This window comes from Streptomyces sp. NPDC004435, from assembly GCF_042873895.1.
GTDB lineage: Bacteria > Actinomycetota > Actinomycetes > Streptomycetales > Streptomycetaceae > Streptomyces.
Window position 1 is genome coordinate 1 of the sequence record NZ_JBIAMB010000010.1, and the last position, 21,472, is coordinate 21,472.

Annotated in this window: 20 protein-coding genes, 1 rRNA gene and 1 riboswitch; of the genes, 15 read left to right on the forward strand and 6 right to left on the reverse strand. The window is 71.8% G+C overall.

The genetic code is table 11. The features are described from left to right. The 11 genes from rrf to ACFYT9_RS19275 all read left to right on the forward strand — a co-directional run. Positions 1-105: ribosomal RNA gene (gene rrf, locus ACFYT9_RS19225) — 5S ribosomal RNA — on the forward strand; the annotation flags it as partial. A 139-nt stretch (positions 106-244) separates the two neighbouring features. Next, entirely contained in the window at positions 245-853 is a 609-nt protein-coding gene (locus tag ACFYT9_RS19230) for a CDP-alcohol phosphatidyltransferase family protein (RefSeq protein WP_376605335.1), read from the forward strand. Positions 854-969: 116 nt separating this feature from the next. Further along, positions 970-3,465, forward strand: a complete 2,496-nt coding sequence (locus ACFYT9_RS19235; protein WP_376605334.1) for a sugar phosphate nucleotidyltransferase — start codon at positions 970-972, stop codon at positions 3,463-3,465. Between the two features lie 100 nt (positions 3,466-3,565). Further along, positions 3,566-4,495 (forward strand): DUF881 domain-containing protein, encoded by a 930-nt coding sequence (locus tag ACFYT9_RS19240; protein WP_389165342.1) that lies wholly within the window; start codon positions 3,566-3,568, stop codon positions 4,493-4,495. After that, entirely contained in the window at positions 4,492-4,824 is a 333-nt protein-coding gene (locus ACFYT9_RS19245) for a small basic family protein (protein WP_030492461.1), read from the forward strand. Before ACFYT9_RS19240 ends, ACFYT9_RS19245 begins: the two co-directional genes overlap by 4 nt. A 5-nt stretch (positions 4,825-4,829) precedes the next feature. Continuing rightward, positions 4,830-5,750 carry a DUF881 domain-containing protein gene (locus ACFYT9_RS19250; RefSeq protein ID WP_389165345.1) on the forward strand — a complete coding sequence of 307 codons (921 nt, stop codon included), beginning with the start codon at positions 4,830-4,832 and terminating at the stop codon, positions 5,748-5,750. 81 nt (positions 5,751-5,831) lie between these two features. Then, entirely contained in the window at positions 5,832-6,767 is a 936-nt protein-coding gene (locus ACFYT9_RS19255) for an FHA domain-containing protein (RefSeq protein ID WP_376601878.1), read from the forward strand. Between the two features lie 34 nt (positions 6,768-6,801). After that, positions 6,802-7,560: a MerR family transcriptional regulator gene (locus ACFYT9_RS19260; protein ID WP_376601868.1), complete on the forward strand. Its 759-nt coding sequence runs from the start codon at positions 6,802-6,804 to the stop codon at positions 7,558-7,560. Positions 7,561-7,649: 89 nt separating this feature from the next. Beyond that, the gene (locus ACFYT9_RS19265; protein ID WP_030492457.1) at positions 7,650-8,117 is read left to right on the forward strand and encodes a bifunctional nuclease family protein; all 468 of its coding nucleotides are present in this window, start codon (positions 7,650-7,652) and stop codon (positions 8,115-8,117) included. 212 nt (positions 8,118-8,329) lie between these two features. Next, entirely contained in the window at positions 8,330-8,947 is a 618-nt protein-coding gene (locus ACFYT9_RS19270; protein WP_389165348.1) for a MerR family transcriptional regulator, read from the forward strand. 107 nt (positions 8,948-9,054) lie between these two features. Next, a complete protein-coding gene (locus tag ACFYT9_RS19275; RefSeq protein ID WP_389165351.1) occupies positions 9,055-10,581 on the forward strand; it encodes a DNA polymerase IV in 1,527 nt (508 codons plus the stop codon). A gap of 452 nt (positions 10,582-11,033) precedes the next feature. On the opposite strand, the gene ACFYT9_RS19280 is transcribed toward ACFYT9_RS19275, so the two are convergent. Continuing rightward, positions 11,034-11,405, reverse strand: coding sequence for a PRC-barrel domain-containing protein (locus ACFYT9_RS19280; RefSeq protein ID WP_376601874.1), 372 nt, complete (start codon positions 11,403-11,405; stop codon positions 11,034-11,036). A gap of 113 nt (positions 11,406-11,518) precedes the next feature. Further along, positions 11,519-11,618: riboswitch (glycine riboswitch) on the forward strand. 179 nt (positions 11,619-11,797) lie between these two features. On the opposite strand from ACFYT9_RS19280, the gene gcvP reads away from it, so the two are divergent. Continuing rightward, positions 11,798-14,683: an aminomethyl-transferring glycine dehydrogenase gene (gene gcvP, locus ACFYT9_RS19285; RefSeq protein WP_389165353.1), complete on the forward strand. Its 2,886-nt coding sequence runs from the start codon at positions 11,798-11,800 to the stop codon at positions 14,681-14,683. A 69-nt stretch (positions 14,684-14,752) separates the two neighbouring features. Here the strand turns inward: gcvP and ACFYT9_RS19290 are convergent, their stop codons facing one another. Both ACFYT9_RS19290 and ACFYT9_RS19295 read right to left on the reverse strand, forming a co-directional pair. Continuing rightward, positions 14,753-14,959, reverse strand: coding sequence for a DUF5999 family protein (locus ACFYT9_RS19290; RefSeq protein WP_189849263.1), 207 nt, complete (start codon positions 14,957-14,959; stop codon positions 14,753-14,755). Between the two features lie 330 nt (positions 14,960-15,289). After that, positions 15,290-15,880 carry a hypothetical protein gene (locus ACFYT9_RS19295; protein WP_376597848.1) on the reverse strand — a complete coding sequence of 197 codons (591 nt, stop codon included), beginning with the start codon at positions 15,878-15,880 and terminating at the stop codon, positions 15,290-15,292. A 510-nt stretch (positions 15,881-16,390) separates the two neighbouring features. Here ACFYT9_RS19295 and ACFYT9_RS19300 point away from each other — a divergent pair. Together ACFYT9_RS19300 and ACFYT9_RS19305 are read left to right on the forward strand one after the other, a co-directional pair. Then, the gene (locus tag ACFYT9_RS19300) at positions 16,391-17,896 is read left to right on the forward strand and encodes a glutamate-cysteine ligase family protein (protein ID WP_389165356.1); all 1,506 of its coding nucleotides are present in this window, start codon (positions 16,391-16,393) and stop codon (positions 17,894-17,896) included. A 168-nt stretch (positions 17,897-18,064) separates the two neighbouring features. Next, positions 18,065-18,805 carry a CPBP family intramembrane glutamic endopeptidase gene (locus tag ACFYT9_RS19305; RefSeq protein ID WP_387276448.1) on the forward strand — a complete coding sequence of 247 codons (741 nt, stop codon included), beginning with the start codon at positions 18,065-18,067 and terminating at the stop codon, positions 18,803-18,805. A gap of 72 nt (positions 18,806-18,877) precedes the next feature. Here the strand turns inward: ACFYT9_RS19305 and ACFYT9_RS19310 are convergent, their stop codons facing one another. Next, entirely contained in the window at positions 18,878-19,687 is an 810-nt protein-coding gene (locus ACFYT9_RS19310) for a PhzF family phenazine biosynthesis protein (RefSeq protein WP_389165359.1), read from the reverse strand. A 175-nt stretch (positions 19,688-19,862) separates the two neighbouring features. Here ACFYT9_RS19310 and ACFYT9_RS19315 point away from each other — a divergent pair, with 175 nt between their 5' ends. Then, complete coding sequence (locus ACFYT9_RS19315) at positions 19,863-20,504, forward strand: PadR family transcriptional regulator (RefSeq protein WP_389165361.1); 642 nt, start codon at positions 19,863-19,865, stop codon at positions 20,502-20,504. A 91-nt stretch (positions 20,505-20,595) separates the two neighbouring features. On the opposite strand, the gene ACFYT9_RS19320 is transcribed toward ACFYT9_RS19315, so the two are convergent. Together ACFYT9_RS19320 and ACFYT9_RS19325 are read right to left on the reverse strand one after the other, a co-directional pair. Continuing rightward, the gene (locus tag ACFYT9_RS19320) at positions 20,596-21,024 is read right to left on the reverse strand and encodes an SRPBCC family protein (protein WP_376597855.1); all 429 of its coding nucleotides are present in this window, start codon (positions 21,022-21,024) and stop codon (positions 20,596-20,598) included. Between the two features lie 70 nt (positions 21,025-21,094). After that, positions 21,095-21,316: a hypothetical protein gene (locus ACFYT9_RS19325; RefSeq protein WP_030492445.1), complete on the reverse strand. Its 222-nt coding sequence runs from the start codon at positions 21,314-21,316 to the stop codon at positions 21,095-21,097. Positions 21,317-21,472: the final 156 nt, after the last annotated feature.

Below are 21,472 nucleotides of genomic sequence, written 5' to 3' on the forward strand. Positions count from 1 at the left end.
AGCGTTAGGGAAACGCCCGGTTACATTCCGAACCCGGAAGCTAAGCCTTTCAGCGCCGATGGTACTGCAGGGGGGACCCTGTGGGAGAGTAGGACACCGCCGAACAATCATTGTGGGAAAGCCCCGCACCTTCTGGTGCGGGGCTTTTCTGCGTTCACCGCGACCCGGGTCGGGAAGGGGTACGGGCGGGAGGTAAGGTCAAGGGTCAACCCCGTCAGTACCGTTCTCAGCAGGAGGCCCTCGGGTGGAGGTCCAGGAGACCGAGGTCCAGACGGACCGGGTCCTCACCATCCCCAACATTCTCAGCATGGCGCGCCTCCTCGGCGTGCCGCTGTTCCTGTGGCTCATCCTCCGGCCGGAGTTCGGCGGGCCCAACAGCGACGTCTGGGCGCTGCTCGTCCTGATGCTCAGCGGCGTCAGCGACTATCTCGACGGCAAGCTCGCGCGGAAGTGGAACCAGATCAGCAGCCTCGGCCGGCTGCTGGATCCCGCCGCCGACCGGCTGTACATCCTGTCCACGCTCGTGGGCCTCACCTGGCGCGAGATCCTGCCTCTGTGGCTGACCGCCGTCCTCCTGGCGCGCGAAGTCATGCTGCTGGTCATGGTGGGAATCCTTCGCCGGCACGGCTACCCGCCGCCGCAGGTGAACTTCCTCGGGAAAGCTGCGACTTTCAACCTCATGTACGCCTTCCCGTTGCTGCTCCTCAGTGACGGAACCGGCTGGCTGGCGTCACTCGCTGAAGTTTTCGGATGGGCTTTCGCCGGATGGGGTACAACTCTGTATTGGTGGGCAGGGATCCTCTACGTGGTCCAGGTCCGTCGACTCGTGAAGGCGGATACCGAGGCCGATTGAGCCCGTCCGTCCCGTGCCGTGCAGCGTCGCCGACAGGAACGAGGACGTCCGAGGGCAAGTAAGCGGACAGGTTCGGTCGGCAGGACCGTCGTCTCTTCAAGGAGGACGCTTCCGACATGAAGGCCGTCGTGATGGCCGGTGGCGAAGGAACACGACTTCGCCCCATGACCTCGAGCATGCCCAAGCCTCTTCTGCCGGTGGTGAACCGGCCGATCATGGAGCACGTCCTACGACTGCTCAAGAGGCACGGTCTCAACGAGACCGTGGTCACCGTCCAGTTCCTCGCTTCTCTCGTCCGGAACTACTTCGGCGACGGCGAGGAGCTCGGGATGGAGCTCACGTACGCCAACGAGGAGAAGCCTCTTGGCACAGCGGGCAGTGTGAAGAACGCCGAGGAAGCGTTGAAGGACGACGCCTTCCTCGTGATCTCGGGGGATGCCCTCACCGATTTCGACCTCACCGACCTGATCCGGTTCCACAAGGAGAAGGGCGCTCTCGTCACCGTCTGTCTGACGCGTGTGCCGAATCCCCTGGAATTCGGCATCACGATCGTCGACGAGGAAGGACAGGTCGAGCGCTTTCTGGAGAAGCCGACCTGGGGACAGGTTTTCTCGGACACCGTGAACACGGGCATCTACGTCATGGAGCCCGAGGTCTTCGACTACGTCGAGGCCGACACCTCGGTCGACTGGTCCGGTGATGTCTTCCCGCAGCTGATGAAGGAAGGCAAGCCGATCTACGGCTATGTCGCCGAGGGCTACTGGGAGGACGTCGGCACCCACGAGAGCTACGTCAAGGCACAGGCCGACGTGCTGGAGGGCAAGGTCCAGGTCGACATCGACGGCTTCGAGATCTCGCCCGGCGTCTGGGTCGCCGAAGGGGCGGAGGTCCACCCCGACGCGGTGCTGCGCGGACCGCTGTTCATCGGCGACTACGCCAAGGTCGAGGCCGGCGCCGAGATCCGGGAGCACACCGTCGTCGGATCCAACGTGGTCGTCAAGTCCGGAGCCTTCCTCCACAAGGCGGTCGTCCACGACAACGTCTACATCGGGCAGCAGAGCAACCTCCGCGGCTGTGTGATCGGCAAGAACACCGACGTCATGCGGGCCGCCCGCATCGAGGACGGGGCCGTCATCGGCGACGAGTGCATGATCGGTGAGGAATCGATTGTGCAGGGCAACGTGAGGGTCTACCCGTTCAAGACCATCGAGGCCGGCGCGTTCGTCAACACCTCGGTGATCTGGGAGTCCCGCGGACAGGCCCACCTCTTCGGCGCGCGCGGCGTGTCCGGGATCCTCAACGTCGAGATCACGCCGGAACTGGCCGTCCGGCTCGCGGGGGCCTACGCGACGACGCTGAAGAAGGGCGCCACCGTCACCACCGCCCGCGACCACTCACGCGGTGCGCGAGCCCTCAAGCGGGCCGTGATCTCCGCGCTCCAGGCCAGCGCCATCGACGTGCGGGACCTGGAGAACGTGCCACTGCCGGTCGCCCGGCAGCAGACGGCGCGCGGGAGCGCCGGCGGGATCATGGTGCGTACCTCGCCCGGTGTGCCGGACTCGGTCGACATCATGTTCTTCGACGAGCGGGGAGCGGACCTGTCGCAGGCCGGACAGCGGAAGCTGGACCGGGTGTACGCGCGGCAGGAGTACCGGCGGGCCTTCCCGGGGGAGATCGGGGACCTGTCCTTCCCGGCGAGCGTCTTCGACTCGTACACCGGCTCCCTGCTGCGGAACGTCGACACCGGCGGGGTCGCCGAGGCCGGGCTCAAGGTGGTCGTGGACGCGTCCAACGGCAGCGCGGGCCTCGTGCTGCCGAGCCTGCTCGGGCGGCTCCAGGTGGACTCGCTGACCATCAACCCCGGACTCGACGAGTCGCGGCCGACCGAGTCCGCCGAGCGGCGGCGGGCCGGGCTCGTCCGGCTCGGGGAGATCGTGGCGTCGGCGCGGGCCGCGTTCGGCGTGCGGTTCGACCCGGTGGGCGAGCGGCTGTCGCTCGTCGACGAGCGGGGCCGGATCATCGAGGACGACCGGGCGCTGCTGGTGATGCTCGACCTGGTGGCGGCCGAGCGGCGGTCCGGGAGGGTCGCGCTGCCGGTCACCACGACCCGTATCGCCGAACAGGTGGCGGCGTACCACGGCACCCAGGTCGAGTGGACGACCACCTCGCCCGACGACCTCACCCGGGTCGGCCGGCAGGAGTCGACGATCTTCGGCGGCGACGGGCGCGGCGGGTTCATCGTGCCCGAGTTCAGCAGCGTCTTCGACGGGGCCGCGGCCTTCGTGCGGCTCATCGGGCTGGTGGCGCGGACGCAGCTCACGCTCAGCCAGATCGACGCGCGGATCCCGCGGGCGCACGTCATCAAGCGGGACGTCGCGACGCCGTGGGCCGTGAAGGGACTCGTGATGCGGCGGGTGGTCGAGGCGGCCGGCAGCAGGTCGGTGGACACCACCGACGGCGTGCGGGTCGTGGAGGCCGACGGGCGGTGGGTGATGGTGCTGCCGGACCCGGCGGAGGCCGTCACCCATCTGTGGGCCGAGGGTCCCGACGACACCTCCGCGCAGGCGCTCCTCGACGAGTGGACCCAGGTGGTCGAGAGCGCAGGTCGCTGACCGGATGACGGACGGAGGCCGGGCGGCGGCGGGACGGAGCCGCCCGGCCTTCCGTGGGGCCATTCGGCGGTAGGGCGCGCGACGTGCGACGATGTGCGGCATGTCGCAGCAGCCCCCCGTTCGGAGCACCGGTTCTCCGCCCCCGCGCCCGGACGCGTCGATGTCGCTGCTGAACAACGTCATGGACCACGCGCTGGACGACGGGTACGCGGAGGCGACCGCCCGGCGCAAGGCCGAGGGCGGTGCCCTGCCGAAGCCGCTGCGGGCGAAGCTCGGGCTGGCCGCCGGTCTCGTGCTGGCCGCCGCGGTGGTGACCGTGGGCGCGGCGGAGGCGAGGATCTCGGCTCCCGTCGTCGCCAAGGAGCGCCAGGAGCTCATCGACCGGATCGAGGGCGAGAACGAGGCGGCCGACGGCCTGGAGCGGGACGTCGAGCGGATCCGCACCGAGGTCGGTGACCGGCAGCGGGCCGCGCTCCAGGAGCACGGCGGCGACCAGGGAGAACTGGTCGCGCTGCTCTCCGGCGCCACCCCCGTGCAGGGCCCCGGGGTGAAGCTCGTGGTCGACGACGCGAAGGGTTCCGACGGCGGGGGAGGCGGTCCGCGCGAGAGCGCCGGCTTCTCCGACACCGGGCGGGTGCGCGACCGCGACATGCAGCGGGTGGTCAACGGGTTGTGGGAGTCCGGTGCGGAGGCCGTGTCGATCAACGGGCAGCGGCTGACCGCGCTCTCCGCGATCCGGGCCGCCGGCGACGCCATACTCGTCGACAACCGCCCCCTCGTGCCGCCGTACACCGTGCTCGCGGTCGGGGACGGGCAGCGGCTCAGCACCGCCTTCCAGGACAGCGCGGACGGGCAGTACCTGCACGCGCTGGTGGAGAACTTCGGGATCCGCAGCAGCATCTCGGCCGAGAGCGCCGTGACCCTGCCGGCCGCGCCGAGCCTGATCGTACGTACAGCTGAGCCGAGGGGGGCCGGGGCGGCGACGCCGTCCGGCCGGGCCACGGCCGACAAGGGGAAGGCAACATCGTGATCGCCGTACTGGGCCTGATCGTCGGAGTCGTGGCGGGACTGCTGGTCCGGCCCGAGATCCCGGCGGTCGTCGAGCCCTATCTCCCGATCGCCGTGGTCGCAGCCCTCGACGCGGTCTTCGGCGGGCTGCGGGCCATGCTCGACGGGATCTTCGTCGACAAGGTCTTCGTCGTCTCCTTCCTCTCCAACGTCGTCGTGGCCGCGCTGATCGTCTTCCTCGGCGACAAGCTCGGTGTCGGCGCGCAGCTCTCCACCGGTGTCGTCGTCGTGCTCGGCATCCGGATCTTCTCCAACGCGGCCGCGATCCGCCGCCATGTCTTCCGGGCGTGAGGCCGATGAGTGTGAACCCGAACGAGAAGCCCGAGCCGGGCGGCGAGGAGCCGAAGGCCGGGGAGACGGCGAAGTCGCCCGGGACGCGGGAGACTCCGGCCGAGCTGCCCGCGGCCGTACCGGTGCCCGCGTCCGCGGAGGGCGGTGAGAGCGCTCCCGAGGGGGCTGTGTCCCCTCCGGAGCCACCCGGCGGTGCCGGGGGCGGGCCCGACGGGCGTCGGCGCCTGGCGGACGCCCTGTGGCCGCCGCGGGTGACGCGGGCGCAGCTCGTCGTGGCCCTGCTGCTGGCCTGTCTGGGCTTCGGCCTCGCCATCCAGGTCTCCTCGACCAGCGAGGGCAGCGCCCTGCGCGGGGCCCGGCAGGAGGACCTCGTACGGATCCTCGACGAGCTCGACGACCGCACCCAGCGGCTGGAGGACGAGAAGGCGCGGCTGGAGAAGCAGCGCTCGGAGCTGGAGTCCAGCTCGGACCAGGCCGAGGAGGCCCGCCGGCAGACGCAGGAGAAGGAGCGGCAGCTCGGGATCCTGGCCGGCACGGTGGCCGCCGAGGGGCCCGGGATCACGCTGACCGTGACCGACCCGGTCGGCGCGGTCGAGTCCGACATGCTGCTCGACGTCATCCAGGAGCTGCGCGCGGCCGGTGCCGAGGCGATCCAGGTCGACGGGGTGCGGGTGGTGGCCAACACCTATTTCACCGGTGGCGGCGAAGACATGCGGATCGATGGAACGCAGGTGACCGCTCCGTACGTCTTCAAGGTCATCGGCAAGCCCGAGGATCTGGAGCCCGCGCTCAACATCCCCGGTGGAGTCGTCCAGACCCTCGAGAAGGAGCAGGCCACGGCCACCGTGGAGCGGTCGGCGAAGATCGTCGTCGACGCCTTGCGGCCCGCGAAGCGGCCTGACTACGCTCGGTCGTCCTCCCCGTGAGAGAGGGGGTGGGGGGTCCCGCGACATGGGCTGGAGCGTTGCGGGGGGTCGGCGCACCACAACGGTGGTGCGTGGTGGAAACTGTCCGGAGGATACGGACGTTGTGAAGGTGTCCGGGTCGGCAGGTGTGATGGATCTCGGTTCGTCCTGCCCCACGGGCGGGTCTGTTTCGGTCAAGGGGAATCGCCCGTGAAGTTGTTTGCGAAGTTGTTCGGCAAGAGCGCACGCGAGGACGGCGGCAACGCCAGGCACCGCGCGCCGCGCCACGCCCAGAGCGAGGAGCAGGGCGGCGAGCGCCCGCTCTTCCGTGACGAGGTGGGTGGCGACATTCCGGGCGCGCAGGGCGCGTCGTCTGTTGACCACACCGGTGCCGCGCGCATAGGTTTCGGTGAACCATCAACCTCAAGTACGGGTGGAGGGTTCAACCCCGATCCGTACGCGACCCAGACCTCCGCGGGGCAGCCGCGGCAGGAGGACGCGTCCATGCCGGTGTGTACGAGGTGCGGTCACCGCAACACGGCGGACAGCCGTTTCTGCTCCCACTGCGGTACGCCGCTGCGGGGCGGGATCGCCGCCGAGCGTCCCTCCGAGACGACGTCGACGATCTCGATCTCGGGTCTGGAGGCGTACGACGCGGAGACCACCGGCCAGATCGCGATCCCGGCGCTGTCCCCCGAGGCCCTGGCGGCCGTCGAGGCGCTGCCGCCGGGCTCCGCGCTCCTCGTGGTGCGCCGCGGCCCGAACTCGGGCAGCCGCTTCCTCCTGGACGGCGAGCTGACGACGGCCGGCCGTCACCCGCAGAGCGACATCTTCCTGGACGACTTCACGGTCTCCCGGAGGCACGTCGAGTTCCGCCGGGGCCACGACGGACGGTTCACCGTCGCCGACGTCGGCAGCCTCAACGGCACCTACCTCAACCGTGAGCCGATCGACTCGGTCGTGGTGCTCAACAACGGCGACGAGGTGCAGATCGGCAAGTACCGGCTGGTCTTCTACGCGAGCCAGCGAGGCGTCTGACACACGCCTGGCGGAGATCCTTCAGGAAAGGTCCATGGTGCGAACACCGACGGGCGGTGCCGGTTCCGGCACCGCCACCGCGGGCGACCGGCTGGTGAGTATCGGCACCGTGCTGAACCAGCTGCGGGACGAGTTCCCCGAAGTGACGATCTCCAAGATCCGCTTCCTGGAGGCCGAGGGGCTCGTGGAGCCCCGGCGTACGGCCTCCGGGTACCGGAAGTTCAGCCCGCAGGACGTGGAGCGGCTCGCCGCGGTCCTGCGGATGCAGCGGGACCACTATCTTCCGCTGAAGGTCATCAGGGAGCACCTCGACGCCCTCGCCCGCGGCGAGCAGGTGACCCTTCCCGCGCCCGGGCGGCGCCGTGATCTGCTGGACGGTCTGCTCGACGCGCCCGCGGACGGCGAGGCGGGCGAGCGGCCGACCGCTGCGCGTCTCGGCCGGGCCGAGCTGGTCGCCGCGGCCGGGGTCACCGAGGCCGAGCTGGCGCAGTGGGAGTCGTACGGCCTGATCGGCGAGAGCGAGGGCGGCGGCTACGACGCGGAGAGCGTGAACGTGGCCTTGGTCGTCGCCGATCTGGGGCGGTTCGGGCTCGAACCCCGGCATCTGCGGGCCGTGAAGGCGTCCGCGGACCGGGAGGCCGGGCTGATCGAGCAGGTGGTGGCGCCGCTGCGCCGGCACCGCAATCCTCAGACCAGGGCCCACGCCGAGGAGACCGCCGCCGAGCTGGCGCAGCTGTCGGTGCGGCTGCACGCAGCGCTGGTGCAGACGGCCCTCGGGATCCGCCTCCAGTGACGCTCTCCGGCGCCTCCCGGGCGGGGGCGAGGGGGTGTCGGGCGGGGCCCGACTATCCAAACCGGTCGGGCACGTCCTAGGGTTGCTGTGTGAACGAGCTCGACGTTGTGGGTGTCCGGGTGGAAATGCCCTCCAACCAGCCGATCGTTCTCCTGCGCGAGGTGGGAGGCGACCGGTACCTTCCCATCTGGATCGGACCCGGCGAGGCGACCGCGATCGCCTTCGCCCAGCAGGGCATGGCCCCGCCGCGGCCGCTGACGCACGACCTGTTCAAGGACGTGCTGGAGGCCGTGGGCCAGGAGCTGACCCAGGTGCGCATCACCGATCTGCGGGACGGCGTGTTCTACGCCGAGCTGGTCTTCGCCAGTGGGGTGGAGGTGAGCGCGCGGCCGTCCGACGCCATAGCCCTGGCCCTGCGGACCGGTTCGCCGATCTTCGGCAGCGACGGCGTCCTCGACGACGCCGGCATCGCGATCCCCGACGAGCAGGAGGACGAGGTGGAGAAGTTCCGCGAGTTCCTCGACCAGATCTCGCCGGAGGACTTCGGGAGCCAGTGACCGGTCGGTCCTGGGCGCCGGTTCGGTGACGGCGCGAAAGGGGCGGCCGGAGAGCGCCGTCAGCGCATTCGAGTAGCCTTTCCCCGGAGTGGGGCACGTGAAACCACTCTCTGGGTGATTATCACTCGGCGTGCCGAGTGTGGCGATCGTTGACGCACCCCTAGCGACTGCCTACCTTCGAGTGGGCAGGTCAAGGACGGAGGGTCGGCGTGATGAGCAGCGCGGACGGTACGGCAGGGAGCTCGCTCGGACGCGTGTCCGAGGAGAGCGGTCCGTATCCGCTTCACGGCAGTGTGGGCGACTTCGGCACGGAGACGAGCGCAGGGGTGGCGGACGAGGCGATCGGCTACCGGGGCCCCACGGCCTGCGCCGCCGCCGGCATCACCTACCGCCAGCTGGACTACTGGGCGCGCACCGGGCTCGTCGAGCCGAGCGTGCGGCCCGCGTACGGCTCGGGGACGCAGCGGCTCTACAGCTTCAGGGACGTCGTCGTCCTGAAGATCGTCAAGCGGTTCCTCGACACGGGCGTCGCCCTCCAGAACATCCGGGCCGCGGTGCAGCACCTGCGCGCCCGCGGTTTCCGCGACCTGGAGCGGATGACGCTGATGAGCGACGGGGCGACCGTCTACGAGTGCTCCTCGCCCGACGAGGTCGTCTCCCTGCTCCAGGGCGGGCAGGGAGTCTTCGGGATCGCGGTCGGGGTCGTCTGGCGGGACGTCGAGTCGGCGCTGTCGCAGCTGCACGGGGAGCGGGTGGACACCGGCGAGACGCTGGTCCGCCCCAACCCCCAGGACGAACTGGCCCGGCGGCGGCGCGACCGGGCCGTCTGAGGCGTCCCGGAGGGCTGTCCGGCGGTTCGCCGCACAGGGTTTTCCGGCCGGTGCGGGCCTGTCGCCCGTACGGGCGAATGTCAGTGGCGTGAGGCAGCATCGGAGACGTGAGAGCCGCCCCCACGATCCTGCATCTGGACATGGATGCCTTCTTCGCCGCCGCCGAGCAGGCGTCGAAGCCGAGCCTGCGCGGCAAGCCGGTCGTCGTGGGCGGGCTGGGGCCGCGCGGTGTGGTCGCCACCGCGTCGTACGAGGCGCGGCGCTTCGGGGTGCACTCGGCGATGCCGATGGGGCAGGCGCGGCGGCTCGCGCCCAACGCCGCGTATCTGGTGCCGCGCTTCGCCTTCTACCGGGCGATCAGCGGGCAGGTCATGGAGCTTCTGGGGCGGCTGTCGCCGCTGGTGGAGCCGCTCAGCCTGGACGAGGCGTTCGTGGACCTGGAGGCGGGCGGGCTGGCGGAGGACAGCGCGGGCGCGCGGGCCGTGGGCGAGCGGCTGCGGGCCGAGATCCTGGCGACGACGGGGCTGACCGGCTCGGTGGGGCTCGCCGGGTCGAAGATGCTCGCGAAGATCGCCTCGGAGGAGGCGAAGCCGGACGGGCTGGTGCTGTACGAGCCCGGCACCGAGCGGGCGCTGCTCGCTCCCCGGTCGGTGCGGATCATCCCCGGGGTGGGGCCGGCCACCGGTGACCATCTGCGGCGGGCGGGGATCACGACGGTCGCCGATCTGGTGGAGGCCGGCGAGGACGAGCTCGTACGGATCCTGGGGCGGTCGCACGGGGCCTCGCTGTTCCGGATGGCGCTCGGGCACGACGACCGGCCCGTGGTGGCCGAGCGGGACGCCAAATCGGTCTCGGTCGAGGACACCTTCGACATCGACCTGCACGACCGGCTGCGGATCCGGCTGGAGGTGGAGCGGCTGGCCGAGCGGTGCGTGGCGCGGCTGCGGGGGTCGGGGCACTCGGGGCGGACGATCGTGTTGAAGGTGCGCCGGTACGACTTCTCGACACTGACCAGGTCCGAGACCCTGCGCGGGCCGACGGACGATCCCTTGGTGGTGCGGGAGGCGGCGGAGCGACTGCTCGAACTGGTGGACACCACGGGCGGGGTGCGGCTGCTGGGGGTCGGGGTGAGCGGGCTCGCCGACTACACGCAGGAGGACTTGTTCGCCCAGGCGGAGGCCGAAGCGGGCGCAGGGGTCGGAGCGGGCGCTGAGGCGGGAGCGGAGGCTGAGGCGGGCGTCGGAGTCGGGGCCGGTGCCGGGGTTGGGGCCGGGACGGACGCGCGGGCGGGGGCCGGGCGCGGGACGGTCGGGGGAGCGGCCGCCGGGCCGGCGGGGGCCGGGGAGGCGGTGGAGGTCGTGGCCGCGCCGGGGACGGCCGCGGAGGCCGGGGGACGCCGGTGGGCGCCGGGGCACGACGTACGGCACGTGGTGCTGGGCGCGGGCTGGGTGCAGGGCAGCGGGCTCGGCCGGGTCACCGTCCGTTTCGAGGAGCCCGGCAGCACGGTCCCGGGACGGGTGCGGACCTTCGCGGTGGACGATCCGGAACTGGAGCCGTCGGATCCGCTGCCGCTGGTGCCCGGCGGGGTGACGGGCGCGGAGGGGGCCGCCCCGGTCACGCCGTCGGGCGGGTGAGGCGGGCACCGGGCGAGGTGCCCGGTGGGCGGGGGCGCCAGGCGGCGGTCCGCGTGGCGATGGGCGGCGTGGTGATGGCCGGGGCGGGCCGAGCGTGGGGGATACGAACGTACGGCCGGGGCCGGCGGCGGGTGGCCCGAGCGGCGGCCCGGCACCGGTCGGGAGGGACGCGGAGGCTGTGCGGTCCGGGGAGAGCCGGGACGGCCGGACCGGCTGGTTGACCGGCCGGCCCGGAGGCGGCCGGGCGGAACCGGAGGTCCGGTGGAAGGGGGCCGGTCCGGGATCGGGCGGGCGGAATCGGAGGCTTGCCGGAAAGGAGCCGTCCCGGAGGCGGCCCGTGCTGCGCGGAAGCCCGTCTTCCGCGCGAGCCCGGGTGGAGCAGTGGCGGTTCGGTCCCGGCCTCGGCCGGCCGGGCGGGGGTGTCAGGGGAGGATTCCGAGGCCGGGCCGGTGCTAGGAGGCGTCGTCCTGGCCGGCCAGGCGGCCGAAGTCGGGGATCGCGTCCGGCGCGGGCGGGAGCGTCAGCTCGTAGTGGCGGTAGAGCTGGAGCTCCTGCTCGGGGGAGAGGTGACGGCCCACCCCGAAGTCCGGGGCGTCCTTGATCAGGGAGCGTTCGAACGGGATGTGCAGACCGTCGTCGGCCAGCTCGCTCGGCTCCAGCGGGACGAAGGCGTCCCGGCTGAACAGGCCCGTGCGGACGGCGGCCCACTCGGGCACGCCCGTCGCGTCGTCCAGGTACACCTCGTCCACGGTTCCGATCTTGTGCCCGTTCCGGTCGTACGCCTTGCGGCCGATCAGGCTGCGCGGATCGATGTCGGTCTGCACGGTCCCTCCAACTGGTCGCAACTGCTCTACACCCCTACGAAAGTGCACATCCGAGATGTCGGCCACTTGAGCGATGGAGGCGACAACCGCGCTGGTAGGCTGGCTGTGGCTGTCGACACCGTGCGGGAGAGTCCTCCGGAGAAGGTTTCCGGGGGCGCCGAAGGAGCAAATCCTCCCCGGAATCTCTCAGGCACCCGGTACCGCGCGGGCGAGGTCACTCTGGAAAGCAGGGCGGGAGTCCGACGGCATCCGCTCTCACCGACGGTGAAAGCCGGCGTGCCCACGGGCGTGCCGGTGAAGCTCTCAGGTTGAGATGACAGAGGGGGAGGCCGTCCGGGCACCCGCGCCGTGGTGCCCCTCGCAGGTCGTGACGACCAGGAGGCCCCCGCATCATGACCGCCAACCGCACCCCGCTCTCCGAGCTCGAGCAGGGCATCCCCTTCGAGCAGCGGCACATCGGACCCGACGCCGAGGCGCGGGCCAAGATGCTCGCCCAGGTCGGCTACGGCTCGCTCGACGAGCTGACCGCCGCCGCGGTGCCGGACGTCATCAAGAACGCCGAGGCGCTCGACCTCCCCGGCGCCCGCACCGAGGCCGAGGTCCTCGCCGAGCTGCGCCGGCTCGCCGACCGCAACGAGGTCCTCGCCCCGATGATCGGCCTCGGCTACTACGGCACCTTCACCCCGCCGGTCGTCCTGCGCAACGTCATGGAGAACCCGGCCTGGTACACGGCGTACACGCCCTACCAGCCGGAGATCTCGCAGGGCCGCCTGGAGGCGCTGCTCAACTTCCAGACCATGGTCGCCGACCTGACCGGTCTGCCCACCTCCGGCGCCTCCCTCCTCGACGAGGGCACCGCGGCCGCCGAGGCCATGTCGCTCTCCCGCCGCGTCGGCAAGGTCAAGAACGGCGTCTTCCTGGTCGACGCCGACGCCCTGCCGCAGACCATCGCCGTCATCGAGACCCGCGCCGAGCCGACCGGCGTCGAGGTCGTCGTCGCCGACCTGAGCGAGGGCATCCCGGCCGAGGTCGCCGAGCGCGGCGTCTTCGGCGTCCTCATCCAGTACCCCGGGGCCTCCGGCGCCGTCCGCGACATCAAGCCGCTGATCGACGCCGCCCACGAGCTCGGCGCGATCGTGACCGTCGCCGCCGACCTGCTCGCCCTCACCCTGCTCGTCTCGCCCGGCTCGCTCGGCGCCGACATCGCCGTCGGCACCACCCAGCGCTTCGGCGTCCCGATGGGCTTCGGCGGCCCGCACGCTGGCTACATGGCCGTCCAGGACAAGCACGCCCGCTCGCTGCCCGGCCGTCTGGTCGGCGTCTCCGTCGACGCCGACGGGAACAAGGCGTACCGCCTCGCCCTCCAGACCCGCGAGCAGCACATCCGCCGCGAGAAGGCCACCAGCAACATCTGCACCGCCCAGGTGCTCCTCGCCGTCATGGCCGGCATGTACGCCGTCTACCACGGCCCCGACGGCCTGAAGCAGATCGCGCAGCGCACCCACCGGTACGCGGCGATCCTCGCCGCCGGCCTGACCGCCGGAGGCGTCGAGCTCACCCAGGGCGCGTTCTTCGACACGCTCACCGCCCGCGTGCCCGGCCGCGCCGACGCCGTCGTCGCCGCCGCCCGCGAGGCCGGGGTCAACCTGTACCGCGTGGACGCCGACCAGGTCTCCATCTCCTGCGACGAGACCACCGGCCGCGCCCAGCTCGCCGCCGTCTGGGGCGCCTTCGGCGTCGAGGCCGACGTGGAGGCCCTGGACGCCGCCACCGAGGACGGCCTCCCGGCCGGACTGCTGCGCTCCGACGCGTACCTGACCCACCCGGTCTTCCACGCGCACCGCTCCGAGACCTCGATGCTGCGCTACCTGCGCCGTCTCTCGGACCGCGACTACGCGCTCGACCGCGGCATGATCCCGCTCGGCTCCTGCACCATGAAGCTGAACGCGACCACCGAGATGGAGCCGGTGACCTGGCCCGAGTTCGGCCAGATCCACCCCTTCGCGCCGATCGACCAGGCCCAGGGCTACGTCACGCTCATCACCGAGCTGGAGGAGCGCCTGGCCGAGGTCACCGGCTACGACAAGGTCTCGATCCAGCCCAACGCCGGTTCCCAGGGCGAGCTGGCCGGTCTCCTCGCGGTCCGCGCCTACCACCGCGCCAACGGCGACGAGCAGCGCACCGTCTGTCTCATCCCGTCCTCCGCGCACGGCACCAACGCCGCCTCCGCCGTGATGGCCGGCATGAAGGTCGTCGTCGTCAAGACCGCCGAGGACGGCGAGGTCGACGTCGAGGACCTGCGCGCCAAGATCGCGCAGCACCGCGACGAGCTCTCCGTGCTGATGATCACCTACCCGTCGACGCACGGCGTCTTCGAGGAGCACGTCGCCGACATCTGCGCCGAGGTCCACGAGGCCGGCGGACAGGTGTACGTCGACGGCGCCAACCTCAACGCCCTGGTCGGCCTGGCCAAGCCGGGCCACTTCGGCGGCGACGTCTCGCACCTCAACCTGCACAAGACCTTCTGCATCCCGCACGGCGGCGGCGGCCCCGGCGTCGGCCCGGTCGGCGTCCGCGCCCACCTCGCCCCGTACCTGCCCAACCACCCGCTCCAGCCCACCGCGGGCCCGGAGACCGGTGTCGGCCCGATCTCGGCCGCCCCGTGGGGCTCCGCCGGCATCCTGCCCATCTCCTGGACCTACGTCCGCCTGATGGGCGGCGAGGGCCTCACGCGCGCCACCCAGGTCGCCGTCCTGGCGGCGAACTACATCGCCAAGCGCCTGGAGCCGCACTACCCGGTCCTCTACACCGGCCCGGCCGGGCTCGTCGCCCACGAGTGCATCGTGGACCTGCGCCCGCTCACCAAGGCCACCGGCGTCTCCGTCGACGACATCGCCAAGCGCCTGATCGACTACGGCTTCCACGCCCCGACCATGTCCTTCCCGGTCGCCGGCACGCTGATGATCGAGCCGACCGAGTCCGAGGACCTGGCCGAGCTGGACCGTTTCTGCGACACGATGATCGCGATCCGCGCCGAGATCGAGAAGGTCGCCTCCGGCGAGTGGCCCGCCGAGGACAACCCGCTCGCCAACGCCCCGCACACCGCGGCCGCGCTCGGCGGCGAGTGGAGCCACGCCTACGACCGTGACGTGGCGGTCTTCCCCGCCGGCGTCTCGGCCGCCGACAAGTACTGGCCGCCGGTCCGCCGCATCGACGGCGCCTTCGGCGACCGGAACCTGGTCTGCTCCTGCCCGCCGCTGGACGAGTACGACAACTGACCGCAGGCATGACCGAGGGCCGGACCGGAGGAGACTCCGGGCCGGCCCTCGGCCGTGCCCGAGCGGCGATCAGGCCGCCGTCGTCACCCGGCCCGTCGTCAGCGGCCGGTGCGGAGCGATGATCTGCCCGTCCGGCAGCAGTTCGCCGGTGTCCTCGAAGAGCAGGACACCGTTGCACAGCAGGCTCCAGCCCTGCTCCGGGTGGCACGCCACAGGGTGGGCGGCCTCACGGTCGGCGGAGTCGGCGGTGGGACAGGCAGGCTGGTGCTGGCACATGGGTGGGTTCTTTCGCTGCGTCGTGGTGGATGTCCTGCGGCTCTTCGCGCTCATGGCCGCCCCCGTCGGTCGGTTCGGTTCCGGTCCCCAGTCTTGCCGCACGGACGCTCTTCCGCAGGTATTTCGCGTCAGCTCGTCCTCTCCTGGGAAGACGCATCACCCGCAGGGGCGGTTCAGGGCAACACCCCAGCTCTTTCGGGTGGTTAGAGATGGCCCGACCGGGCTAGTCCGGATGGGAGGGGTGTTCGGCGAGGGCGTTCGGGCGCGGTTTCCGGACAGCAGTGCGCCCCGTGACCCGGGCAGGTCACGGGGCGGTGCGCGCGGTGCGGATCAGGCGGGCGCCGCGGAGCCGAGCAGCGGCGGCGGCGCGAGACGCGTACTGAGCACGGGCAGCAGATCGGCCACCCGATAGGGGCGGTTGGCGGCGATCCCGGGCGGGGCCGGGGCGAGCGGCACGAGGACGTCGGCGGACTCCGCCGCCGGTTCGGTGTCGTCCGGGTCCGGCTCGGCGTGCAGCCACAGCGTCAGCATGTACAGCTCCGGGACCGAGAGCAGCCGCGGCTGGTACGTGCCCGGCAGCGCCTCGGCCTGGACCAGGGCCCGCTCCGTGGCGGCGACGTACGGCCCCTCGAAGAAGTGCGAGAAGGACCAGCCGTCCGGGGTGAGCATGGTGTCCGCGGCGGCGACCGCCCGGTCCCCGCTCCTGATCAGGAAGCGCCAGCCGACGAGCCGGGTGCCGGGCGCCTGCCCCGGTGCCTCGGAGATCCTCAGCACATGGACGGGCAGCGGGAGTTCGGGGCACAGCGGGCCCGGCGCGGCACGCAGGGCCGGCGTGCGGGCCTCGCGTACGGCGGTGGGCGAGCCGAGTGCCGCGAGGACGCTGCGGAGGGCGGGCGCGGGGGCCGGGGAGGGTCGGAGCATCGTGTGGGTCGCCTCTCGCTCAGGAGACACGGGGATACGGGAACGCACGGCCAAGGGACTGGTACGACGGCGCTGTCGGCGGCGGGGGCGGAGCGGGGGGCCATGGGTCATGGCCGTCGCCGGCGCTCTGCCTCGTCCGCGGAGTTTATACGACACGTGTTCACAGAGTGTTTCCGCTAGACGCCGCCGATATTCCTGGCAAGGCGTCATCAGGTCGTATGCGGTGGGCCGCGGAGTCGAATCGGAGCGAAGACAGGATCTCCGTCCTCGCATTCCCCGGCAAGCCGGACGTCAGAATTCCGAAAGTCTAGCCGCCCGCACCGGCAGGGCAATATGACAGTGGTATATGTCGTCAGCCGGTCCGATCGCGGAGGGCCGTGCGCGCGGCGGCAGGTTCGTACCAGACTATCCGCGGAGCGGCCGGAAACGCAGGCGTTGTCGATCAGTGGCGTGGGCATCATCGTCCGTACGCGCGGCCCGCCCGGGCCGCCACGCGGGAGGGACGCCTCGATGGGGGAGAAGGTCGCGACGGACGGGTTCGGCCCGGCCGACCGACAGCGCTACCGGCGCAAGCTCCAGCAGTGTCTGGCGGGGCTCGCCCGGCTCCTCGCGGAGCAGCGGTTCGACCGTCCGCGGAACCTCATGGGCGTCGAGATCGAACTCAATCTCACAGGTTCCGACGGACTCCCCCGGATGTTGAACGAAGCCGTCCTGGAAAAGATCGCGAGCGCCGATTTCCAGACGGAACTCGGAATGTTCAACCTGGAAGTCAACATCGCTCCGCGGCGGCTCGGGGGCCATGTTTTCGACCGGCTCGCGGAAGAGCTGAGAACCGGCCTGGGATATGCCGACCGCAAGGCCGCCGAAGTCGACGCCGGGGTCGTCATGATCGGCATACTGCCGACCCTGTCGCAGCGCGAGCTCGTCTTCGAGAACCTTTCCTCGGCCGACCGCTACGCCCTGCTCAACGACCAGATCCTCATCGCCCGCGGTGAGCAGATCACCCTCGACATCCAGGGCGTCGAACGACTCCGGCACACCGCGGGGTCGATCATCGCGGAGGCCGCCTGCACCTCGGTCCAGCTGCACCTCCAGGTCACCCCGGCCCGCTTCTCCTCGGTGTGGAACGCGGCCCAGGCCGTCGCCGGGGTGCAGATAGCCCTGGGCGCCAACTCGCCCTTCGTCTTCGGCCGCGAGGTGTGGCGCGAGTCCCGCCCGCCGCTCTTCCAGCAGGCGACCGACACCCGCCCGCCCGAACTCCAGTCGCAGGGGGTGCGGCCGCGCACCTGGTTCGGCGAGCGGTGGGTGGACTCGGTGTACGACCTCTTCGAGGAGAACGTGCGCTACTTCCCCTCTCTGCTGCCGCTCTGCGACGAGGAGGATCCGCTGCGCGTCCTCGACGAGGGCGGGGTGCCGCAGCTCAAGGAGCTCGTCCTGCACAACGGCACCGTCTACCGCTGGAACCGGCCGGTGTACGGCTGGGTGGACGGCGTCCCGCACCTCCGCGTGGAGAACCGCGTCCTGCCCGCCGGCCCCACCGTCACCGACGTCCTCGCCAACGCCGCCTTCTACTACGGACTCGTCCGCTCGCTCGCCGACGACCCGCGCCCGGTCTGGAAGCGGCTGGCGTTCGAGGACGCGGAGGCCAACTTCGACACCGCGTGCCGGCACGGCATCGAGGCGGAGCTGCGCTGGCCCCGGCCGGGCCGGGCGGGCGGGACGGCGGTCGTGCCCGCCGCGCGCCTCGTCCTCGACGAGCTGCTGCCGCTGGCCGCGGCCGGGCTCGACGCCTGGCACATCGACCCGGCGGACCGCGACTTCTACCTCGGCGTCATCGAGCAGCGCTGCCGACGCGGGGTCAACGGGGCGTCCTGGCAGGCCGACACCTTCCACCGGGCCCTGGAGTCCGGCCTCGACCGGGAGGCGGCCCTGGCGGCGACGACCCGCCGCTACCGCGAGCTGATGCTGGAGGGCGAGCCGGTGCACACCTGGCCGGTGGGGGCCGACGGCGCCTGAGGCGGCGCCGGGCGGGGACCTGGATGGCGCTCCGGGCGTGCCGTCGCGGATGATCGTCCTACGGGGGACCGAGGGTGGTCCCCGAGGCGGTCGCGACGGGAACGGGAGTCGGGCGTGGTGTCGGAACAACGGGTCGTGGACGCGGCCCCGGGCGGTCTCTCGCGGCGGATGCTGGGCTCAGAGACGCTCATCGTGCTCGCGCTCTCGCTCGGGGCGAGCGCGGTCTCCTCGCTCATCAGCTTCATCGGCTCGCTGACCCGGCCCGGCGCGCTCAAGGAACAGGCCGCCAACCTCAACGGGTCGTACGCCCCCGGACGCCCCTGGCTCGACCTCACCTGGCAGCTCTTCGGCATCGCCACGGCACTCGTCCCTGTGGTGCTCGTGGCGCACCTGCTCCTGCGGGAGGGGGCCGGGCTCAGGGCCATCGGCTTCGACCGCACCCGGCCGTGGCCGGACCTCGGGCGCGGGACGCTGGTGGCCGCCGGCATCGGCAGCGCCGGCCTCGCCTTCTACCTCGTGGCCCAGGCGTCGGGCTTCAACCTCACCGTCGTCCCCGAGTCGCTGCCGGAGGTGTGGTGGAAGTACCCCGTCCTGATCCTCTCGGCGATCCAGAACTCCGTCCTGGAGGAGGTCATCGTCGTCGGCTACCTGCTGCGCCGCCTCGGCCAGTTGGGCTGGTCGCCGATGGCCGCGCTGGTGGCGAGCTCGGTGCTGCGCGGCTCGTACCACCTCTACCAGGGCATCGGCGGCTTCATCGGCAACATGGTGATGGGCGTCGTCTTCGTGCTGCTCTACCGGCGCTGGGGGCGGGTGGGACCGCTGGTGGTCGCCCACGCGCTGCTCGACATCGTGGCCTTCGTCGGATACGGGCTGCTGGCGGGGAAGGTGGACTGGCTGCCCACGGTGTGAGCGGGGGCGAAGAGAAGGGGCGTACGGCATGGGGCCGTGCGCCCCTTCGTCGTACCGGAGGGGCGGTCGGCGTCAGGCGTGCAGCTCGCCCTCGATGACCGTCACCGCGTGGCCGGTCAGGAGGGTGCGGTCGCCGCGCAGGCGGGTGCGGACCAGGCCCGTACGGGCTCCGCCCTGGAGGCCGGTGAGTTCGTCGCGGCCGAGGCGGGCCGACCAGTAGGGGGCGAGCGCGGTGTGGGCGCTGCCGGTGACCGGGTCCTCGTCGATGCCGACGGAGGGGAAGAAGCCGCGCGAGACGAAGTCGTAGCCCCGGCCGGGGTCGGCGGCGGGCGCGGTCGCGATCACGCCGCGGGAGGAGTGGGCCTTGAGGGCGGCGTGGTCGGGCGCGAGGCCGCGGACGGCGGCCTCGTCGCGCAGTTCGACCACCAGGTCGCCGACATGGGCGGCGGTGTCGTGGACGGCGAGGATCTCGGCGCCGAGTGCCTTCGCCAGACCGTCCGGGACCGGGAGCGGGGTGAGCGAGGAGGTCGGGAAGTCCAGGGTGATGCCGCCGTCCGCCCCGGTGACGGCGCCGAGGACGCCCGAGCGGGTGGCGAAGCGGACCGGGCCGGTCGCCGCGCCGGTGGTGTGCAGGACGTGGGCGGTGGCGAGGGTGGCGTGGCCGCACATGTCGACCTCGGTGGTCGGGGTGAACCAGCGCAGCGCCCAGCCGGCCTCGCCGCCCGCCGGCAGCGGGTGCGCGAAGGCGGTCTCGGAGAGGTTGACCTCGGCGGCGACCGCGCGGAGCCAGCTGTCGTCGGGGAAGGAGTCGAGGAGGAGGACTCCGGCGGGGTTGCCCGAGAAGGGCCGGTCGGTGAAGGCGTCGACGATTCGGATGCGCATGCTCCGGACCGTACCGGCGGGCGGTGGCGCCCGGCCAAGGCCAATCCGGGACCGGCGGCCTCGGATGCCGTACGAGGGGCCGCGACAGTCGGTGGGTTGCTCACCGAACAGTTCCGATATATCGTTGAGGCATCGCGACAGTTCAACGATGGATTCTCACGGAAGGAGCGTTGCGATGCGTTCACATGGACACGACCACGGACACGAATTCGGTCACGGGCACGGCCCCGGTGCCGGGCGCGGGAACTGCGGGCCCGGACCGCGGGGCGAATTCGAGGGACGGCGTGCCGCCTTCGGGCCCTTCGGCCCCGGTTTCGGCGGCGGGCCCGGTTTCGGCGGCGGCCCCTTCGGGCGCGGCCGCGGCGGCGGCCGGGGGAGGGCGCGGCGCGGCGACGTGCGCGCCTCGATCCTGGCGCTGCTCAAGGACCGCCCCATGCACGGCTACGAGATGATCCAGGAGATCGGCGAGCGCAGCGGCGGGGCCTGGAAGCCCAGCCCCGGCTCGGTCTACCCGACCCTCCAGCTGCTGGAGGACGAGGGGCTGATCGTCAGCGCGAGCGAGGGCGGCAAGAAGCTCTTCTCGCTGACCGACACCGGGCGCGAGGAGGCCGAGGCGGGAGCCGAGGCTCCTTGGGAAGAGGTCGGCCGCGGTGTCGACTGGGAGGCGATGAACGAGGTCCGGCAGGCCGGTTTCGGTCTGATGGAGGCGTTCGGGCAGGTCTGGAAGACCGGCAGCGCCGAGCAGCGGCAGAAGGCCGTCGGGGTCATCAACGAGGCCCGGAAGAAGCTGTACCTGATCCTCGCCGACGAGGACTGACGGCCGGTGACGATACGGAAGGGCCCCGGTGGCGGATGCCACCGGGGCCCTTCCCCGTGTCCGGGACGTTCGGCCGACGTGTCGGGGACGCTCAGCCGACCAGGCCGGCGAGCTTGCGCAGCGACTCGTTGAGCGCCGCCGTCGCGGAGTCCTTCAGCTTCCCGGCCATCAGCGAGACCGCCGCCCCGGTGAAGTCGCCGTCGATGCGCACCGTCGTGGCCCCGCCCTCGTCGGCGAGCGAGTAGCGGGTGCCGACGATCACGCCCATCGGGCCCTTGCCGCGGATGGCGAGGACCCGGCCGTCCTCCAGCTCCTCGACGGTCCACAGCACCTCGGCCGGGAACCCCATGAGCTTCATGTTCTCGGTGAACGTCGAGCCGGCGGCCAGGTGCTCGGGGCCGCCGTTCGGGAAGCTGGTGTGGGTGGCGTTCCACTCGCCGTACGAACCGAAGTCGGTGAGGCGTTCCCACACCTTCCCGGCCGGTGCCTCGATCCGTGCCTCCGCGGTGACTTCGGCCATGACGACCACCCCTTCACGCGTGCCCGCTCGGTTCTGGTGTCGCGGAACGTAGCCGGAGGGGCGTGAACATTCAATACTGATGAACCGTCAGTTCTGCGGCGGCCGGGCCCGTACCCCCGATCCACCAGATCTCGGCGGCGTCGAAGGCGTCCGAGACGCGCGGGCCGCCGTCCTCCTCGTGCCGGTGGAACGCGGCCCAGAACAGATCGCCCGGCAGCGCCTCCCGGGGCGCGTACACCCGGTACACGAACTGCCGGCCGTCACGCGCGGCCAGACCCACCATCCAGAACACACAGGGGAGACGCTCGGCCCCGGCACATGGTTGCGTTCCGGGCGCCGGGCAAGGCGGCGCGCGCCCCGTACGGGAAATCGCCCGGATCTCCTCCCCGAGGAGGAGGAGCCGCGCGCGGGTGCACGACTCGGGTGGGACGCGGACATGGTTCTCCCG

Coding starts and splice junctions, on each gene's coding strand:
- ACFYT9_RS19235 (WP_376605334.1), top strand. CDS start 970: ATGAAGGCCGTCGTGATGGCCGGTGGCGAAGGAACACGACTTCGCCCC.
- ACFYT9_RS19240 (WP_389165342.1), top strand. CDS start 3,566: ATGTCGCAGCAGCCCCCCGTTCGGAGCACCGGTTCTCCGCCCCCGCGC.
- ACFYT9_RS19250 (WP_389165345.1), top strand. CDS start 4,830: ATGAGTGTGAACCCGAACGAGAAGCCCGAGCCGGGCGGCGAGGAGCCG.
- ACFYT9_RS19260 (WP_376601868.1), top strand. CDS start 6,802: ATGGTGCGAACACCGACGGGCGGTGCCGGTTCCGGCACCGCCACCGCG.
- ACFYT9_RS19270 (WP_389165348.1), top strand. CDS start 8,330: ATGAGCAGCGCGGACGGTACGGCAGGGAGCTCGCTCGGACGCGTGTCC.
- gcvP (WP_389165353.1), top strand. CDS start 11,798: ATGACCGCCAACCGCACCCCGCTCTCCGAGCTCGAGCAGGGCATCCCC.
- ACFYT9_RS19290 (WP_189849263.1), bottom strand. CDS start 14,959: ATGTGCCAGCACCAGCCTGCCTGTCCCACCGCCGACTCCGCCGACCGT.
- ACFYT9_RS19295 (WP_376597848.1), bottom strand. CDS start 15,880: ATGCTCCGACCCTCCCCGGCCCCCGCGCCCGCCCTCCGCAGCGTCCTC.
- ACFYT9_RS19300 (WP_389165356.1), top strand. CDS start 16,391: ATGGGGGAGAAGGTCGCGACGGACGGGTTCGGCCCGGCCGACCGACAG.
- ACFYT9_RS19305 (WP_387276448.1), top strand. CDS start 18,065: ATGCTGGGCTCAGAGACGCTCATCGTGCTCGCGCTCTCGCTCGGGGCG.
- ACFYT9_RS19310 (WP_389165359.1), bottom strand. CDS start 19,687: ATGCGCATCCGAATCGTCGACGCCTTCACCGACCGGCCCTTCTCGGGC.
- ACFYT9_RS19315 (WP_389165361.1), top strand. CDS start 19,863: ATGCGTTCACATGGACACGACCACGGACACGAATTCGGTCACGGGCAC.
- ACFYT9_RS19320 (WP_376597855.1), bottom strand. CDS start 21,024: ATGGCCGAAGTCACCGCGGAGGCACGGATCGAGGCACCGGCCGGGAAG.